Origin of the sequence: Actinomadura citrea (genome assembly GCF_013409045.1) — a bacterium.
In the GTDB taxonomy this organism is placed as follows: domain Bacteria; phylum Actinomycetota; class Actinomycetes; order Streptosporangiales; family Streptosporangiaceae; genus Spirillospora; species Spirillospora citrea.
In genome coordinates this window covers 3,527,770-3,544,075 of sequence record NZ_JACCBT010000001.1, presented here as the reverse complement: position 1 = coordinate 3,544,075, position 16,306 = coordinate 3,527,770, and the positions used below count along the sequence as shown (strand labels likewise).

Annotated in this window: 17 protein-coding genes; 7 read left to right on the top strand and 10 right to left on the bottom strand. The window is 74.2% G+C overall.

Features of this window, described 5'->3' with window-relative positions; translation table 11 throughout:
• Nucleotides 1–17 precede the first annotated feature (17 nt).
• The gene (locus tag BJ999_RS16710; protein ID WP_179834150.1) at nt 18–914 is read left to right on the top strand and encodes an RNA polymerase sigma-70 factor; all 897 of its coding nucleotides are present in this window, start codon (nt 18–20) and stop codon (nt 912–914) included.
• Between the two features lie 37 nt (nt 915–951).
• Here the strand turns inward: BJ999_RS16710 and BJ999_RS43565 are convergent, their stop codons facing one another.
• Nucleotides 952–1,422: a CBS domain-containing protein gene (locus BJ999_RS43565; RefSeq protein WP_179834149.1), complete on the bottom strand. Its 471-nt coding sequence runs from the start codon at nt 1,420–1,422 to the stop codon at nt 952–954.
• Between the two features lie 101 nt (nt 1,423–1,523).
• Complete coding sequence (locus tag BJ999_RS16700; protein WP_179834148.1) at nt 1,524–1,760, bottom strand: histidine kinase; 237 nt, start codon at nt 1,758–1,760, stop codon at nt 1,524–1,526.
• A 258-nt stretch (nt 1,761–2,018) separates the two neighbouring features.
• Between BJ999_RS16700 and BJ999_RS16695 the strand changes: the two genes are divergently transcribed.
• Nucleotides 2,019–2,957, top strand: coding sequence for a universal stress protein (locus tag BJ999_RS16695; protein ID WP_179834147.1), 939 nt, complete (start codon nt 2,019–2,021; stop codon nt 2,955–2,957).
• 113 nt (nt 2,958–3,070) lie between these two features.
• Here the strand turns inward: BJ999_RS16695 and BJ999_RS16690 are convergent, their stop codons facing one another.
• The 3 genes from BJ999_RS16690 to BJ999_RS16680 form a co-directional block, all read right to left on the bottom strand.
• Entirely contained in the window at nt 3,071–3,700 is a 630-nt protein-coding gene (locus tag BJ999_RS16690) for a phosphoribosyltransferase (protein ID WP_179834146.1), read from the bottom strand.
• A 38-nt stretch (nt 3,701–3,738) separates the two neighbouring features.
• A complete protein-coding gene (locus BJ999_RS16685) occupies nt 3,739–3,990 on the bottom strand; it encodes a DUF1876 domain-containing protein (RefSeq protein WP_179834145.1) in 252 nt (83 codons plus the stop codon).
• Nucleotides 3,991–4,122: 132 nt separating this feature from the next.
• Nucleotides 4,123–4,974, bottom strand: coding sequence for a universal stress protein (locus BJ999_RS16680; RefSeq protein WP_179834144.1), 852 nt, complete (start codon nt 4,972–4,974; stop codon nt 4,123–4,125).
• 223 nt (nt 4,975–5,197) lie between these two features.
• On the opposite strand from BJ999_RS16680, the gene BJ999_RS16675 reads away from it, so the two are divergent.
• From BJ999_RS16675 to BJ999_RS16665, 3 genes are all read left to right on the top strand, one after another.
• Complete coding sequence (locus BJ999_RS16675; protein WP_179834143.1) at nt 5,198–6,325, top strand: site-2 protease family protein; 1,128 nt, start codon at nt 5,198–5,200, stop codon at nt 6,323–6,325.
• Nucleotides 6,326–6,590: 265 nt separating this feature from the next.
• A complete protein-coding gene (locus BJ999_RS16670) occupies nt 6,591–6,950 on the top strand; it encodes an STAS domain-containing protein (RefSeq protein WP_179834142.1) in 360 nt (119 codons plus the stop codon).
• A 210-nt stretch (nt 6,951–7,160) separates the two neighbouring features.
• Complete coding sequence (locus BJ999_RS16665) at nt 7,161–8,612, top strand: MFS transporter (RefSeq protein ID WP_179834141.1); 1,452 nt, start codon at nt 7,161–7,163, stop codon at nt 8,610–8,612.
• A 75-nt stretch (nt 8,613–8,687) separates the two neighbouring features.
• Here BJ999_RS16665 and BJ999_RS16660 read toward each other — a convergent pair whose 3' ends face one another.
• The 3 genes from BJ999_RS16660 to BJ999_RS16650 form a co-directional block, all read right to left on the bottom strand.
• A complete protein-coding gene (locus BJ999_RS16660) occupies nt 8,688–9,554 on the bottom strand; it encodes a universal stress protein (RefSeq protein WP_179834140.1) in 867 nt (288 codons plus the stop codon).
• 273 nt (nt 9,555–9,827) lie between these two features.
• The gene (locus BJ999_RS16655; protein ID WP_179834139.1) at nt 9,828–10,676 is read right to left on the bottom strand and encodes a universal stress protein; all 849 of its coding nucleotides are present in this window, start codon (nt 10,674–10,676) and stop codon (nt 9,828–9,830) included.
• 269 nt (nt 10,677–10,945) lie between these two features.
• A complete protein-coding gene (locus tag BJ999_RS16650) occupies nt 10,946–11,677 on the bottom strand; it encodes a hypothetical protein (RefSeq protein WP_179834138.1) in 732 nt (243 codons plus the stop codon).
• A gap of 264 nt (nt 11,678–11,941) precedes the next feature.
• Here BJ999_RS16650 and BJ999_RS16645 point away from each other — a divergent pair, with 264 nt between their 5' ends.
• Together BJ999_RS16645 and BJ999_RS16640 are read left to right on the top strand one after the other, a co-directional pair.
• Nucleotides 11,942–12,523 carry an Rv1733c family protein gene (locus BJ999_RS16645; protein WP_179834137.1) on the top strand — a complete coding sequence of 194 codons (582 nt, stop codon included), beginning with the start codon at nt 11,942–11,944 and terminating at the stop codon, nt 12,521–12,523.
• A 250-nt stretch (nt 12,524–12,773) separates the two neighbouring features.
• Nucleotides 12,774–13,892: a class I tRNA ligase family protein gene (locus BJ999_RS16640; RefSeq protein WP_229810452.1), complete on the top strand. Its 1,119-nt coding sequence runs from the start codon at nt 12,774–12,776 to the stop codon at nt 13,890–13,892.
• 188 nt (nt 13,893–14,080) lie between these two features.
• Here the strand turns inward: BJ999_RS16640 and BJ999_RS16635 are convergent, their stop codons facing one another.
• Together BJ999_RS16635 and BJ999_RS16630 are read right to left on the bottom strand one after the other, a co-directional pair.
• Nucleotides 14,081–15,532 carry a sensor histidine kinase gene (locus BJ999_RS16635; RefSeq protein WP_179834136.1) on the bottom strand — a complete coding sequence of 484 codons (1,452 nt, stop codon included), beginning with the start codon at nt 15,530–15,532 and terminating at the stop codon, nt 14,081–14,083.
• Nucleotides 15,529–16,275: a response regulator transcription factor gene (locus tag BJ999_RS16630; protein WP_276514110.1), complete on the bottom strand. Its 747-nt coding sequence runs from the start codon at nt 16,273–16,275 to the stop codon at nt 15,529–15,531. The genes BJ999_RS16635 and BJ999_RS16630 overlap by 4 nt, the downstream gene beginning before the upstream one ends.
• Nucleotides 16,276–16,306: the final 31 nt, after the last annotated feature.

The following is a 16,306-nucleotide window of genomic DNA, read 5'->3' as shown; positions in this document are numbered from 1 at the left end:
CAGGAAAGGATGAAGCCATGAGCGACCACCCCGCGGACCCGGCGACCGAGGCTTTCGTCGCCCACCGCAACCTGCTCTTCACCGTGGCCTACGAGATGCTCGGTTCCGCGGCCGACGCCGAGGACGTCCTCCAGGAGACCTGGCTGCGGTGGGTCAAGGTCGACCTTGAGCAGGTGCGCGACCGGCGCGCCTACCTGGTCCGGATCACGACCCGGCAGGCGCTCAACCGGTTGCGCACGATGACGCGCCGCAAGGAGGCCTACGTCGGCCCCTGGCTGCCCGAGCCGCTGCTCACCTCGCCGGACGTGGCGGAGGACGTCGAACTCGCCGAGAGCATGTCGATGGCGCTGATGCTCGTCCTGGAAACGCTGGCGCCGACCGAACGCGCCGTCTTCGTGCTGCGCGAGGTCTTCGACGTCGGCTACGAGGAGATCGCGGCCGCGGTCGGCAAGAGCCCCGCGGCCGTCCGCCAGATCGCCCACCGCGCCCGACGGCACGTCGACGCCCGCCGTCCCCGTGAGGCGGTGTCGCAGGCCGAGACCCGGGCGGTCCTGGAGTCCTTCCGGCGCGCGCTCGACACCGGGGACCTGCAGGGGTTGCTCGACGTCCTCGCCCCCGACGTCGTGATGGTGGGTGACGGCGGCGGCCTCAAGCAGGCGGCGCTGCGGCCGGTGACCGGCGCCGAGAAGGTGGCCCGCTACATCGTCGGCGGCACCGGCAGGGTGCCGAGCACGGTCACCGTCGAGCAGACCGTGGTCAACGGCAACCCGGCGCTCGTCATGCGGCTGGACGGCGAACTCGACGGCGTGCTGGCGGTCCGCGTCGAGGACGCCCGCATCACCGGCCTCTACTACGTCCGCAATCCCGAGAAGCTGACCCGCGTCGAATCCGAGACCTCGCTGACCCTGCGATGAACACCGGCGGCGAGCCGCCGGCAGGGGCTCCGGCGGCTCAGGCCGGCGGCGGGTCGGGGAGCAGCCGGTCGAGGAGGTGCGCGACGGTGATGACGCCGATCATCGGCGCGTCGGTGCGGTCGGCCTCGCCGCTGACCGCGACGACGGGGCTGCGGTCGGCCGCCATGACGCTGGCGATCTCCATGACGGTGGCGTCGGCGTCGACGACGGGCAGCGCCCTCCGCCCCTCGACGAGCAGATCGGCGACGCGCTTCTCGCCGAGCCTGGCGCACAGCATGTCGGCGTGGCGCTCGTCGTAGACCCGGGCCAGGGCGGGGTCGTCCCGGACGTGCGGCGGGATGATGGACCGCAGCAGCTGCGAACCCGGGATCACCGCGACGGGCCTGCGACCGGGGTCGACGACGATCAGCCCGGCGAGCCGGTGCTCGGCCACCAGCCGGGCCGCGTCCAGCGCGCTGCTGTCCGGCGTGACGGTCGGGTACTCGACGGCGAGGTCTCGTGCGCGCACGGCTCCAACGTAGCCGTCATCGCCTCGATCCGGCCGGGGGGCGGGGGTCGAGCGGCGGAGACGCCGCCGTCAGCGTCGCCGGCCGGCGCCTCAGGACGGGCTCAGCGGTCGGGGACGTCCGGATCCTGGGGGGCGGTGTGGAGGTCGAAGACGACACGGCGCAGGTCGTCGATGACGTCGTCCAGGCCGGTCAGAGCCGCCCGGACGCGCTGGGTGGTCCAAGGGTCCTGGATGCGGGCCAGGGCGCCGTTCAGTTCGAGGCCGATGCCGAACAACCGGCGGGTGATCTGGTCGGCCAGGTCTTGGGCGATCCGCTGCGCGTCACGCGATCCGCACAATCGCCCGGGCGCAGGTGACGGATAGGTCATCCCTCTGCCCTCTGCACGGGGAGCGAACGATACACGCAGGATCATTCCCGGAGCCATGCCCCGGACCACGCCCGCGAAGTATGAGTTTGTGGACCTTTTGTCAATTCTGTCTGCATTTGTGAGTTCGGATGGAGTGCCGAAGGTCCCTCGAACCCGGGACAGCGGCCCCTGCCCGTGCCTCCGCGTCCCGGGAAAGGCTGGACACACCGACAGGGGGAGGGATCGGCCATGAACGATCATGAAAGGACGGGCACCGTCCTGGTCGGGTACGACGGGTCGCCCGTCGCGGACGAGGCGATCCGCTGGGGAGTGCGGGAGGCTCTGTTCCGCCGCCTGCCCCTCACGGTCTGTCATGCCTGGCACTGGCCCTACCCGCTGCGCCAGCCGGACAAGGACACGCTGGAGGTCCTGCGCGGCGCGGGCGCGATCGTGGCGGACGAGGGCGTCCGCCAGGCCCACGGCCTCGCCGAGGGCCTGGACGTCCGCTGGCGTCTGGAGCGGGGGTGGGCCTCGGCCGTGCTGCTGGAGGCGTCGCGCGAGGCCGCCCTGGTCGTGCTCGGCTCGCGGGGGCACGGCGGGTTCGAGGGACTGACGGTCGGCTCCACCGCGGTCCAGGTGGCGTCCCATGCCGACCGCCCGGTCGTCGTCGTCCGGCCGGACCTGCCGCCCGCCCCCCAGGGCCGCGAGCGGCTGGTGGTGGGCGTGGACGGCTCGACGGGCGGCGAGTCGGCCATCGGCTTCGCCTTCGAGGAGGCCGCGCTGCGCGGCGCCTCGGTGACGGCCGTGTGCAGCTGGTGGGACCCGGCCGCGTTCCGCGGGCCGGACCGCGTCCCCTTCAGCGATCCCCAGGTGATCAGGCGCGAGGCGAGGGCGCGGTTCGAGGAGGACGTCGCGGCCTGGCGGAGCCGGTACCCGCGGGTGCCGCTCGAGACCGAGTTCGTGGTCGACACGCCGCGGCAGGCCCTGGTCGGCGCCGCCCGCGACGCGGCGCTGCTGGTGATGGGCGTGCGCGGAATCGGCTCGGGACCCCAGACGCTCCTGGGCCCGGTGACCCAGGCCGCGCTGCTGGAGGCGCCCTGTCCGGTGGCGGTCGTGCCCGCCGAGCGAGCCGGGCGGCGGAGGGCCGCGGAAACCGCGGGTGCCTCGGCGCGCGGCGGGACGGGCTGAGGAACGGCAGGCGTCCGTCCGGGCGGCTGGTGGGGATGGTCTCGATGCGCGACCCGCTCGCGCCGGAGACCTGGGCGGCCTGAGGTCCGCGAGACCAGCCGGGCGTGCGCGCGTCATACGGGCCGGGCGAGCAGCCGGCCGGCCCCGGCCTCGGTGACCGGCGCGAAGTCCAGGTAGAAGTCGCTCGCGGTGACGAAGAACACCGGCGAGAGCGGGCACACCACCTCGTCGGCGACGGTCCGCAGATGGTCGACGGTGGCGGGCGACGCCGCGGGCACGGCGAAGACGACCCGCCCGGCGCCCTGGGCCCGGGCCTCCCGGCACGCGACCTCGGCGGCGAAACGGCAGGCCGCGCCGTCGTCGACGACGATGACGTCGCGGCCGGCCGGCGGGGGCCCCAGACGCCTCCCGCGCAGCCGGAGCCCGAGCGCCCGCGCCTCGACGCGGGCGTCCCGCTCCAGCTCCCCGATCTGCGCCTCCCCCGCCCCCGCCCGCCGGACGGCCTCCTCGTCCAGGACGCGCGCCGGGCCCTCCGCGACCGCGCCCACCAGGACACCGGGAGGTCCCGGCACGACGAGCTCGCGCACGACGAGCACGTCCAGCGCGCAGCCGAGCGGCGCGGCGGTCTCGGCCGCCACCGGGACACCGCCCCCGTGCAGCCCCAGGATCCGGACGTCCGCGCCCGTGTACCGCCGCAGACAGGTGACGAGCTGCCGTCCCGCGTCCTGCCGATCGGAGTACATCACCCCACCTCGCTCGCCGACCGTTCACTCACCGGCATTCACGAAGGTCCCGCGAACTGGGCGATGTCCTTGCTCGCGACCCCCTGGAGCCGGTCGGCCAGATCGGCCAGCGCCCGGCTCACGGCGAGCTCGTCGCCGATCTCCGGAACCTCGCGGTCGACCGGGTTCCGGCGCGCGTGCCCGCGCCCTGTGGACTTCCTCTCGCCGCCGCTGAACAGGATCGCCTGCGCGACGGTGTCCATGCCGTCCTCGGTGATGTAGAGCTCGACGCTCCACTCCTTGGCCTTCATGACGAATCTCCTTCGCTCGGCCGTTCACCCTCCATCGTCGGAAGGCGGCCGGAGCCGGCCTAGGGGCGGAAGTCCCGAATTCAATGATCAGACTGTCCGAAGCGTGTCCGCGGACGCCCCCACGCCGGCGCTCTATCGGGGCCCGCCGACGACGGCCACCGGGCACTCGGCGTGGTGGATCACCCCGTGGCCGATGGAGCCGAGCCGGAACAGGCCCCAGCGGTGGTGGTGCGCGCCGACGACGACCAGGTCCGCCGTCCGCGACGCCCTGGTCAGCTCCGACACCGGGTGCCCGACGAGGACGTCGTTGGCCACACCGACCAGCGGATACCTCTCGCGGAGCGGAGCGTAGGCCTCGATGACCCGCGCCCGCCGCTCGTCGTTCAGTCGCTCCTCGTCGAGGGCGTATCCGGGTTCGTCCATGCCCGCGCAGAGCTGCCATGCGTGCACGACGCGCAGCCGCGCCCCGCGGGCGGCGGCCGCGTCGAAGGCGTACCTGAGCGCCTCCCCCGGCTCCTCGGCGACGTCGTAGCCCACGACGACCTCACCGCGGCCGGCGGCGCCGTCACGCACGATCACCAGCGGGACGGCGGCCCGCCCCGCCATGCGCAGGGCGACCGAGCCGAGCAGGAGCCCGGCGAAGCCGCCGTGCCCGCGGTGCCCGAGCACCAGCTCGAACGCCTTCTCCGCCTCGTCGCGCAGCGCGTCCGGCGTCGCGTCGACGACCAGCGCGGTCGTCACCCGCAGCTCCGGCCGGCGCTCCAGGACGCGGCTCTCGGCCTCCAGCAGCACGGCCTGCCCGGCCGGTGAGGTGCGTTCGCCCGCGTCCGGCGGGACGAACCGGTGGACCTGGTACGGCCAGATCTCCGCCGCGTGGACGATGTGCAGCGGCCGGTGCCGCAGCGCCGCCTCGCCCGCCGCCCAGTCGACGGCCCGGTCCGCGGCGGCGGACCCGTCGGTCCCCACGACGATCGGTGCGGACATGGCTCCTCCGAAGATCACGCGTCCTCTCACGGCCTGCTTCCAGCCTTCGCGGACGGTCCGGCACGAGCCAGGGACCAAAGGTCCGCCGCGGCGGGGACCTTCGCCGCCGGAGAGGGCGCCGGTAGCCGCTCCTTGGGCCCAAAGGCCCATAGGGAGGGGAAATTCGCCTCTGCCCCCGGACGGACCCTCGCACGAGCCTGGTGGTATCGGCAGGAGGCTCGCGATGAAGCAGACGTTCAGGCTCGGCACCTTCCGGGGGATCTCCGTCGGAATGCACTGGTCCGTTCTGGTGATCATGTTCTTGATCGCCGAGATCCTCGCGCGCTCGGTGCTGCCCACCGCCGCCCCGGCCGCGCGCTGGACGGCGGCCGTGCTGGTCGCCGTGCTGTTCATGGGCTCGCTGGCCGCGCACGAGTTCGCGCACGCGCTGGTCGCCCGCCGCCACGGCGTGCGGGTCGGCTCGATCACGCTGTGGGCGCTGGGCGGCCTCGCGGAACTGGACGGCGAACCCGCCACCGCCCGCGCCGATCTCCAGATCGCCGGGGTCGGCCCGCTGGCCAGCGCGGCGGCCGGGGCGGCGTTCGCCGGGGCCTGGGCGGCCGGGCACGCGCTCGGCGCCCCCGTCATCGTCACCGCCTCGCTGAGCTGGCTGGCGGCGAGCAACATCCTGATCGCGGTGTTCAACCTGCTTCCGGGAGCGCCGCTGGACGGCGGGCGCATCCTGCGCGCGCTGCTGTGGGGCCGCCGCGGCGATCGCGCGAGCGCGACGCGCAGCGCACAGCGCGCCGGGATGGTGCTCGGCCAGGCCATGATCGGCGCCGGTCTGCTGGTGCTGCTGCTGTCGAGCTGGTTCAACGGGCTGTGGCTGGCCGTGGTCGGCTGGTTCATCGCCGGCTCGGCGCGGGCGGAGGCGCGCTGGACGGACCTCCGCGAGGCCGCGAAGGGCCTCCGGGTCGCCGATGTCATGACGCGCGACCCCGACCACGGCTGGGCCTGGCAGCCCGCGTCCGCGTTCGTCCAGGACGTGGCGGCGCGGTCCCGCCAGACGGTGTTCCCGGTCGTGAGCGTGTCCGGCGACCCCGTCGGCGCCGTCACGGTGGACCGGCTGGCCCGCGTCCCGAAGCAGGAGACCGGCGTCACGCTCGCCGATCTGAGCGTCCCGCTCGGATCGGACCGGATCGTCGGCCCCGAGCAGCCCGTGGACGACCTGCTCCAGATGGCGCCCGTCGCGGGCGGCCTCGTCGCGGCCGTCGCCGCGGACCACCACCTGCTCGGGATCGTCACCACCGACGACCTCCAGCGGATGATGCGCCAGACCGGGCTCCGCCGCGGCAGCCCGGCCCCCGCCTGAGACTCGGGCCTCCGCCCGGACACGGCGATCCCGTCGGCGGCACGCGCCGCCGACGGGATCGGTCGGTATCAGTGGGCGGGAACGACGGCGACGGGGCACTGCGCGTGGTGGATGACCCCGTGGCGGGTCGGGCGCCGGCGTTCTTCGAGCGGAGCCGTCCCGGCCCGCCGGACCTTGGCGGGGGCGACGCAGGACCTAGGTCCCTGGCGGCGGGCCGCCCGAGAAAGGAGCCTTAGGGCATTCGGGAAAGGCCCAGGGGGAAGGCATGAGCACGCAGGGGATCCGGCTGGAAGCGTCCGGGGAGCTCGTCACGTCGATCGAGGACGATGACGGCGGGACGTCGCGCGTGACGGCCCGCGGGGAGCTGGACATCGCCTCGTCCGCCGCGTTCGGGATCGAGCTGGCCAGGCTCATCGGCGAACGGGGACCCGACGTCGTGGTCGACGTCTCCGGCCTGACCTTCTGCGACGCGCGGGGCCTGGCGGCGCTCGTCGCCGCCGACGGGCTGGCGCGCCGCCGCGGCGGCGCCGTCACCCTGACCGGTCCCCGCCCGCAGATGGCGAAGATCCTGCGGCTCACCGACCTCGACCGCCGGTTCGCGCCGGCCTGCACGTCCGTCCGTTGAAGCGGCCCCGCGCGGGGTCCCCGGACGGGCGAGAGAAACCCGGAACGACTGCCGCAGGTACCCCTACCCCGTACTAGCAGGCGCATCGTCCGCCGAGCGAGCAGCACGTCACGGGCATGGTCCCCTTCCTGACGCTTGCGGTTTCGGATATACCCCCCTAGGGTAAGCCGGACTCAGGGATACCCCCTAAGGGTAATTTGTGGAGGGGATATGTCCGCTCGTTCCGTGCCGCCCGCCACCCGCCGGTGGTGGGCCCTGGCACTCATCGCGACCGCCCAGTTCATGGTGATCATGGACACCTCGATCATCGGGGTGGCGCTCCCCCGCATCCAGGACGACCTGGGCTTCTCCCAGGAGGACCTGTCCTGGGTGTTCAACGCCTACGTCGTCGCCTTCGGCGGCCTGCTCCTGCTCGGCGGCCGCCTGTCGGATCTGCTCGGGGCCCGCCGGCTGTTCTCGGCCGGCTGGGTGGTCCTGCTCGCCGGCTCCGCGGTGGCCGGTGCCGCCGGCACCGTCCCCGTCGAGCTGACCGGCCGCGCCCTGCAGGGCGTCGGCGCGGCGCTCATCGCGCCCGCCGCGCTCACCCTGCTGATGATGCTGTTCGGCTCCGAACCCCGCGAGCTGACCAAGGCGCTGTCGCTCTACGGCGCCGCGGCTCCCGCCGGGGGCACCGCAGGGGTGTTCCTCGGAGGCGTCATCACCGAGTACGCGGCCTGGCCGTGGGTCTTCTACATCAACATTCCCATCGCCGTACTCGCGCTGGCCGCCGCGCCGGCGCTGATGCCCGGAGGCGCCGGGAGCGCCCGCGGCTCGGTGGACGTGGTCGGCGCGCTCACCGTGACCGCCGGGCTCGGCGCCCTCGTCTTCGCCGTCGTCCGCGCCCCCGAGGTCGGCTGGGACGCGGCGCCGACCTGGGCCGTACTGGCCGGCGGACTCGTTCTGCTCGGCGCGTTCCTGGCCCTCCAGGCGTCCCGCCGCACCCCGTTGATGCCGCTGTCGATCTTCCGCGCGCCGAACCTGGGCGCCGCGAACATCGCCCAGCTCCTGCTCGGCGGCGCGTGGATCCCGATGTGGTTCTTCCTGAACCTCTACCTGCAGCGGGTCCTCGGGTACAGCGCCTTCCCCTCCGGTGCCGCGCTGGTCCCGATGACCGCGCTGATCATGCTCGGGATGATCGTCCTGGCGCCGCGGGTGCTCGGGCGCATCGGCCCCAAGGCCGCCATCGTCACCGGGCTGCTCGTGCTGGCCGCCGGCATGGGCTGGCTGGCGCTGATCCGCCCGGACGGGAACTACTGGGTGGACGTCCTGCCCGCCTCGCTGGTGGCGGCGCTGGGCATGTCGCTGGCCTTCATCCCCTCCCTGGGCACCGCGCTGTCGGCCGCCCGTCCGGAGGAGGGCGGCCTGGCGTCCGGCATCGTCAACACCAGCTACCAGGTCGGTTCGGCCCTCGGCCTGGCCGCGATGACCGCCATCGCCGCCTCCTTCGGCGCCGACCGGCTCGGCGACGTGCGCGCGCTCACCGACGGCTTCTCGGCGGCGTTCGCCGGCGCGGCACTGGTCGCGCTGGCCGGCGCGGCTCTGGCCGCCGCCACCCTGCGGACCCCGCGCCCCGAGCGTGCGCCCGCGCCGCAGGCGGAGCACGAGAAAGCACCAGGGCACTGACGGGCACGTCCGGGGGCCGCTGAAGGCGGCCCCCGGAGCCCGTTCGGAGAGACCAGGCAGAGGGCGCGCCTTCGCTCAGGTCGCGTGGACGACCGCGACCGGGCAGGGCGCGTGGTGGATCAGGGCGTGGCTGACCGAGCCGAGCAGCAGGCCGCGGAACCCGCCGAGGCCCCGCGATCCGACGACGAGGAGGCGCGCCTCCTCCGCGGCGTTCATCAGGACCTCGCGCGGCGGCCCGATCACGACGTCGAACTCGACCTTCACGTCGGGGTGGAGCTCGCGCGCCGGGATCATCAGCCGGGCCAGCCTGGCCGCGGCGGCGTCCCGCAGCCCGGCCTCGTCCACCAGCGGAGGGACGTCCTTCTCGGGGACCGCCTCCCAGGCGACGACGGCGTGCACGTCCCAGCCGTGCGCGCCGGCCTCGGCGAAGGCCATCGCCAGTGCTTCGCGCGACACCGGCGAACCGTCCACTCCCACGACGACGTGCCCGTGCACCTGCTCCGGCGGCGGGACGAGGTCGCCGCGGACGATCACGACCGGGCAGGGGGCGTGCGCGGCCACCTGCGCGCCGACGGAGCCGAGCACCAGTCCGACGAACCCGCCGAGCCCCCGCGGGCCGAGCACGATCATGTCCGCGCCGTGTCCGGCCTCGATCAGCCGGGCGGCCGCCTGCCCCCGCGCCAGCACCCCCCGCACGCTCAGCTCCGGCGCCGTCTTCCGGACCTGCTCGACCCCGTTGCCGAGGTTCTCCTCGGCAACGGCCCGCAGGTCGACGACCGGCATGGCGATCGGGCCGCCCCCGACGTAGACGTCCCACACGTGGAGCACGGTCAGGGGCAGGCCCCGGGTCCGGGCCTCGGCGGCGGCCCACTCCAGTGCCTGCACACCGCCGGTGGAGCCGTCGTAGCCAACGACCACACCGGTGATCGGCTCGTCGTTCATGTGCGAACTTCCCTTCAAGGTTCCTGCCTGGTCGGCTCCAGCCTCGCCTGCCGGTGACGTCGCTCAGGAGGGGCGACGGTCCGCAGGAGGCGGGACCTTCGGCCCCTCTTCCGCCGCCGGCCGGCACAAGTCAGCGCGGAGACGAGCAGTCGACTTCCCTCAGCGGCGGGAAGCATTTCCCACCGTTTCTCCGCGGTTCTTTCCGCCGCGTCCCGGCGCGATCGAAATAGACGGAGAATGTAGGGCCGGCCGATGCGGGCAGGCGCAGATTCCTCATGCCGGCTGCGTCACCACCGCGATCGGGCAGACCGCGTTGTACAGCAGCCACTGCGCGACCGAGCCGAACGCGGGATGCGCGGCCCCGACCACCAGGAGACGCGCCTCCTGCGCGGCCTCCCGCAGCGCCTCGGGCGGGGGCGCGAGGGGGTTCTCCGGATGCGTGAGGACGTCCGGGTGCCGCTCCTCGATCACCGCCACGGCCCGCTCCACCGGATCGTGGACCGTCGAGCGCCGGAGCGCGGCACCCGGCGACGCCGCGCCCTCGGCGCCCGAGTAGACGATCTTCAGGGGCAGCTGCCGCGACTCCGCCTCGCGGGCGGCGAACGAGAGCGCGCCGTCCGCCGCGGGCGAGCCGTCCACCACGACCACGACCGGCCTCGGCTCCCCGGGCCGGGGCAGCGCGCCGACGCCCCTGACCACGATGACCGGGCAGCGCGCGTGCATGGCGACGTGCGCGGCGACCGAGCCGACCGGCACGCGCGCCAGCCGCCCGAGCCCGCGGGACCCGAGCACGAGGAGCTCGGCGCCGGCCGACAGCTCCGTGAGGCGCTCCGCCGCCGATCCCTCCTCCGACACGGGCCTGACCACGACCCCGGCCGTGCGCTGCCGGGCGCACTCGACGCCGTGGGCCAGCACGTGCTGCGCCGCCTCGTGCAGAGACCGCCGGCCCGCCTCCTCCAGTTCGGGGGCGACTCCCTGGTAGGGCCAGTGCCACGCGTGGCACAGCGCCAACGGCGATCCGCGCAGCTCCGCCTCGTCCAGCGCCCAGTCCAGCGCCTGCATGGCGTGAACCGATCCGTCGAATCCGACGACCACTTCGCGTGCGCCGCCTCGGTCAGACATCGCGAACCTCCGTGCCGGAACCGATGCGCCCGTGAACGCGTTTCCCGGCCAATGGCCGGGAAACGGCGTCCGCACAACGTGAGAGGGGCGGGAGAAGCCCTCCGCCGCTTAGGCAGCGTTTCGAGATGGACGGTGCGTGGTCTCCCACTTCTCCGTCCCTTTCTGCTCGACTTCCCTCGCCCGATTACATTCCACCTCGCCGCGGGCGTCCGGACCAGGGACGAAAGTCCTTCGTTCGCCTCAGGCCCGGGACGTGGGCGGCGAACCGGTCACCGGAGGAGCCGAAGGTCCCCGCGGCGGGCCCGGTCGGCCTCCGCGCCCTCCGCACCCTCCGCCCCGGCGAACTCGCGGCGGGCGACGCGCCGGCGGAGCTCATGGAACTGCCTGTGCTGCATGATGAAGTGCGCCGGCTCGCCGAGGATCCAGGTGAACAGCCGGTTCGCTATTGAAGGCACCCCGCGGCCGCGCGTCCGGACGATCAGCCGCGTGCACCCGTCGGGCAGCCGGCGGAGGTGGAAGGCCCAGATCCCGTCCGCAAACGCCCGCGGCATCGCTCCGCGCGGGTCGAACGACCTCCCGGACGGCAGTTCCAGGTCGCTCCGCAGCACCAGGGTCCTGCCCGGATCGAGGACCTCGACGCGGAAGTAGCTCGCCCCGCTCGGGACCGTGGGCACGCGGTCGCCCACCGCCAGGTCCTGCCACTCGGGGACGATGCGGTCCGTGCTCGAACGCCCGCCGTTGTCGAACAGGTCCCAGCTGTACCAGCCGGCCCGTCCGCATCCCATCTGCACCAGCCACGGCCAGACCGCCTCCGGCGGCGCGGGCAGCGAGGCCGCCATGGTGGACCGGCTCGTCGCGTTCTCGATCAGCTCGTCGCTCGGATACGACGTGGCCGCCTCCGTGTCGGTGGCCCCCCAGGACAGGAGAGCGGGGCGGAGCGCGGCCGCATAGGCGGCGGTCGCGCCGCAGGCGAGCGCGGTACCGCGCACCCTCATGCTCATCACGTTTCCTCCCCTGTCGATGACCGCTCTGTTCCACGCTGGCGAGCAGCGGCCCGGCTCCGCAGAGTCCTTGGCCACGTCGGCCAGGGACGTTCGTCCTTCTGACCCGAGCGCGCTGGCGGCCCGACCCCAAAAAAGGGACCTTTGGGCCGCGTGGCGAGGACATCGGTCCGTGGTGCGCGGCCCATCTCTGGGAAAGGCTGCCGGTATGAGCCGTTCCGGGCGACTTCCGAGGTCGTTCGGTCATCGACCCGGGGAGCAGGCATGAAGGCTCCGGACGCCAGGACACGCGCGGACCGCCTGCGGCGCCGCTGCGGGTTCGACGACAACGCCCTGCGCCGGAAAGTGGATCGGACCCAGTGGCGCGTCGGGCTGCTTCTGCTGCTGCTCTTCCTGGTCGTCACCCCGGTCGCCTGCGCCCACGTCGTCTGGTCCGTCCACGCCGCGGGGGTCCGCGCCGAACGGTACGAGGCCGCGACACGCCACCGGGTCGACGCGACGGTGGTCGGGGCCACGCCGCTGCAGTCCGGGCGCGAGGTCACCGTGATCTGGACCGGTGCGGACGGCGCTCCGCACACCGGCCGGTACACCAGCTGGCGCGCGACCGCGATCGGCGAGCACCGCGTGCTCTGGACGGCCCCCGGCCACAGCCTGGAGGAGGTGGGCCCGCGGAAACACGCGCGGACGGTCGGTGACGACGTGTCTTCCGCCGCGGCGGTCGTGGCGGTGACGGGCCTGCCGTTGCTCACCGTCTACCTCATGGTCCGCTGGGGTTGCGACAAGCGCCGCTACCGGCAGTGGGACGAGGAATGGGCGGACTTCGACCGCCGCTCCCGTTCGGCCTAGCAGGCCCGGGACGCCACGCCGGAGGCGCACGATGCAGCGGATGAACACGCTGGACGCGGGGATGTTCTTCGCCGAGAACGACACCCCCTCCAGATCGGGTGACCGTGTTCGAGCGCCCCGCGCCCGGCCCGGTCGGTCAGGCCCCCAAGGTCACCGGTCGTCGGGACCTTCGTCCCCCGGCCCGGAAGGGCCCGGCGGGGTAGGGCAGAGGGGAAGAACCGGTTCTTCCACCCTGAGGAGCGGCGCTCTCGTGGATCTCAACTCGCCCGGCCGCACGCTGCGGATCGGCGGCCGTCCCCTCCCCGTCGTCGGCCCCGCCCGCATGTACGTCTGCGGGATCACCCCGTACGACGCGACCCACCTCGGCCATGCGCGCACGTTCGTCTGGGCCGACGTCGCCGCGAGGGTCCTGCGGCACGCCGGCGGCGAGGTGCGCGTGTGCCGCAACGTCACCGACGTCGACGACGTGCTGGACCAGGCCGCGCACCGAGCGGGCAGCCCGTACGACAGCTTCGCCGCCGTCCAGCAGTTCTACTTCGAACGCGATCTGGAGGCCCTCGGCGTCCACGCCGTCGACCACCAGCCCCGCGCGCACAACCATGTCGGCGAGGTCGTCGCACTCGCCCAGGGCCTCCTCGCCTCCGGCCACGCGTACATGCGGGACGGCGCGGTCTACTTCCGCGGCGGCGAGGTCCCGGGGCGCGCCGGCCTCGACGCCGGCCGGGCACGCGAACTCCTCGCCGAGTACGGCGACGCGCCCGACGACCCCGGCAAGGAGGACCCGTTCGACGTCGCGCTCTGGCGGCCGTCGCGGTCGGGCGAGCCGGCCTGGCCCAGTCCCTGGAGCGCGGGACGGCCCGGCTGGCACGCCGAGTGCTCCGCGATGGCCATGACGACCTTCGGCCCGGCACTGGACCTGCACGCCGGCGGCGTCGACCTGCGGTTCCCCCACCACGCCTACGAGGCCGCCATGGCCGAGGCGCTGACCGGCGTGCGGCCGTTCTCCCGGGCCTGGCTGCACGTCGGGACGGTCTGCCGGGACGGCGCCAAGATGGCCAAGTCCACCGGCAACCTGGTGCTGGTCTCCGATCTGATCCAGGACCACCCGGCCCCGGCCGTCCGGTTCATGCTCCTCGCCGAGCCCTGGGCGCAGGAGTGGGACTACACGCCCGACGCCCTCGAACGCGCTGCGGCCGCCCTGGACCGCCTCCTCGCCGCGGCGGGGCGTGGCCGCTCCTCCCCCGCGGCGGAGGCCGCCGTAACGCGGGCCCTCCTGAACGACCTCGACGTCGGGACGGCGCTCGACGTGGCGGAGCAGGAAGGCGGCCGGACCGCTCGACTGGTCACGCGGATCCTGGCCCTCGGCTGAGTACGCGGCGACCCCAAGACCGCGTCCGAGGGACCACTCGTTCCGGGTGGACCTCAATGGCCGTCCCGCTCAGGGCCCACGCCGCGGCGGCCTTGATGCCGGAGGCGATCAGCCTGGCCGGCACCCGGCTGCGCGCCCGCGTGGAGAGCACGGCCCGGTAAAGGACACCCGTACGGCGCGGCGGTGATTCAGCGCTGGGGCCCCATCTGCGGGTCTTCGGCCTCCGAGCTCGGAAGGGTCACGCGGAACAGCGTGTGCTCCCCCTCGACGAGTTCGGCGCGGCCGCCGTGGGCGGCGGCCACCGCCTGGACGATGGCCAGTCCGAGACCCGTGCCGCCCGCGCTGCGGGACCGGCCCTGGTCGGCGCGGACGAACCGCTGGAAGATCTCCTCGCGCAGGCCGGCCGGGACGCCGGGACCGTCGTCCTCCACGTCGAGCCCCACGGCGTCCTCCCGGACCGCGAGCCGCACGGTGACGTGGGTACCCGGGGGCGTGTGGGCGCGCGCGTTGGCGAGCAGGTTGGCGACCAGCTGGTGGAGGCGCCGGGCGTCCCCGGTGACGGTCACCGGTTCCTCCGGGAGCACCAGTTCCCAGCGGTGCCGGGGGCCGGCGGCGCGGGCGTCGGCGGTGGCGTCCAAGATGATGCGGGTCAGGTCCACCGGGCCCGTCTCCAACGGGCGGCCGGTGTCCAGGCGGGCGAGGAGCAGCAGGTCGTCGACGAGTTCGGACATCCGGACCGACTCGGCCTCGATGCGCCCCAGCGCGTGCCGCACCCCCGCCGGAACGGGCTCGGTCGTGCGCAGGGCGAGTTCGGCGTGACCGCGGATCGCGGCGACGGGGGTGCGCAGCTCGTGGCTCGCGTCGGCGGCGAAGCGGCGGAGCCGCTCCTCGCCGGCATGCCGGCGGGCCAGCGCGTTCTCGACGTGGCCGAGCATCCGGTTCAGCGCGGCGCCGACCTGCCCGACCTCGGTGCCGGGGTCGGTGTCGGGGACGCGCTCGGGCATCGCCACCTCCCCGCTGGCCAGCGGCAGCTCGGTGACCCGGGACGCGGTCGCGGCGACCCGCCGCAACGGGCGCAGGGCCAGTCCGACCCAGGCCGCCGCCGCGATCCCGGCGGCGGCGAGCACGGCCGCGAAGACGATCGCCTCCACCAGGATGACGCGGTGCAGCGTCTCCTCGGCGGGACGCACCGGCAGCCCGGTGACCAGGACGTCCCCGTCGTCGCCGCGGACCGCCATCACCCGGTACTCCTCCAGACCCGAAAGATCGAGCGAGCGCGCCCGGCCATCGGGCGTGAGGGCGGCCAGGGCGCGCCGGTCCGCCGCGTCGAGCGGCACGGGCTCGTCGGAGCTGTCGCGCACGACCGCGGCCTGCGTCACCGTCCGGCCGAACAGCCGCGCGCCGAACGTCCCCGGCGCCTGCCCTCGGGTGTCCGGACGGTCGTCGGCGTCATGGCGCCGCTCGTGTTCGAGGCTCGCCGGGAACCGCCCGCCGGACGCGGTCAGCTGCTCGTCCAGCCGCCCCATGAGGAACCGGTCGAGCGCGGTCGCGGTGGCGATGCCCACGGCGAGGCAGCTCAGCGCCAGCAGGACGAGCAGCCCGGCGGTGAGCCGGGCCCGCAGCGTGCGCGGGCCCCTCACGAAGCCCCCGTCCCAGGTTTCAGCACGTACCCGACGCCGCGCACGGTGTGGATCATCGGCGTCCGGCCCGCGTCGATCTTCTTGCGCAGGTAGCTGATGTACAGCTCGACGACGTGGGCCTGGCCACCGAAGTCGTAGGCCCAGACGCGGTCGAGGATCTGGGCCTTGCTGAGGACCCGGCGCGGGTTGCGCAGGAGGAACCGCAGCAGCTCGAACTCGGTGGGCGTCAACTCCACGACCTCGCCGTCGCGGGTCACCTCCCGGGCGTCCTCGTCCATGGCCAGGCCGCCGACGGTGAGCAGCCGGCCGGCGTCGACCTGCCGTGCCATGCCCGCCCTGCGCAGCAGCCCCCGCAGCCGCGCCAGGACCTCCTCCAGGCTGAACGGCTTGGTCACGTAGTCGTCGCCGCCTGCGGTGATGCCGGCGATGCGGTCCTCGACGGCGTCCTTGGCGGTCAGGAACAGCACGCACACGTCGGGCGTGTCGGCGCGCAGCCGCCGCAGCACCTGCAGGCCGTCGATGTCGGGGAGCATCACGTCCAGCACGACGGCGTCGGGGTGGAAGTCGCGCGCGGCGGCGAGCGCGCCCGCGCCGTCGCCCGCCGTCCGCACCGCCCAGCCCTCTGAGGCCAGCACGCGCGACAGCACCTCCGCCAGGTCCGGTTCGTCGTCGACGACGAGGACCCGCACGGGCGTCCCGTCGGCCCGCCGCAGGCCCGCGACCGCGGGTTCGTCCTTTGTCATGGTCCGGCCAGCATCCCTCTCCAACCTCTGC

Coding starts and splice junctions, on each gene's coding strand:
- BJ999_RS16710 (WP_179834150.1), top strand. CDS start 18: ATGAGCGACCACCCCGCGGACCCGGCGACCGAGGCTTTCGTCGCCCAC.
- BJ999_RS16695 (WP_179834147.1), top strand. CDS start 2,019: ATGAACGATCATGAAAGGACGGGCACCGTCCTGGTCGGGTACGACGGG.
- BJ999_RS16690 (WP_179834146.1), bottom strand. CDS start 3,700: ATGTACTCCGATCGGCAGGACGCGGGACGGCAGCTCGTCACCTGTCTG.
- BJ999_RS16685 (WP_179834145.1), bottom strand. CDS start 3,990: ATGAAGGCCAAGGAGTGGAGCGTCGAGCTCTACATCACCGAGGACGGC.
- BJ999_RS16680 (WP_179834144.1), bottom strand. CDS start 4,974: ATGTCCGCACCGATCGTCGTGGGGACCGACGGGTCCGCCGCCGCGGAC.
- BJ999_RS16675 (WP_179834143.1), top strand. CDS start 5,198: ATGAAGCAGACGTTCAGGCTCGGCACCTTCCGGGGGATCTCCGTCGGA.
- BJ999_RS16670 (WP_179834142.1), top strand. CDS start 6,591: ATGAGCACGCAGGGGATCCGGCTGGAAGCGTCCGGGGAGCTCGTCACG.
- BJ999_RS16665 (WP_179834141.1), top strand. CDS start 7,161: ATGTCCGCTCGTTCCGTGCCGCCCGCCACCCGCCGGTGGTGGGCCCTG.
- BJ999_RS16660 (WP_179834140.1), bottom strand. CDS start 9,554: ATGAACGACGAGCCGATCACCGGTGTGGTCGTTGGCTACGACGGCTCC.
- BJ999_RS16655 (WP_179834139.1), bottom strand. CDS start 10,676: ATGTCTGACCGAGGCGGCGCACGCGAAGTGGTCGTCGGATTCGACGGA.
- BJ999_RS16650 (WP_179834138.1), bottom strand. CDS start 11,677: ATGAGCATGAGGGTGCGCGGTACCGCGCTCGCCTGCGGCGCGACCGCC.
- BJ999_RS16645 (WP_179834137.1), top strand. CDS start 11,942: ATGAAGGCTCCGGACGCCAGGACACGCGCGGACCGCCTGCGGCGCCGC.
- BJ999_RS16630 (WP_276514110.1), bottom strand. CDS start 16,275: ATGACAAAGGACGAACCCGCGGTCGCGGGCCTGCGGCGGGCCGACGGG.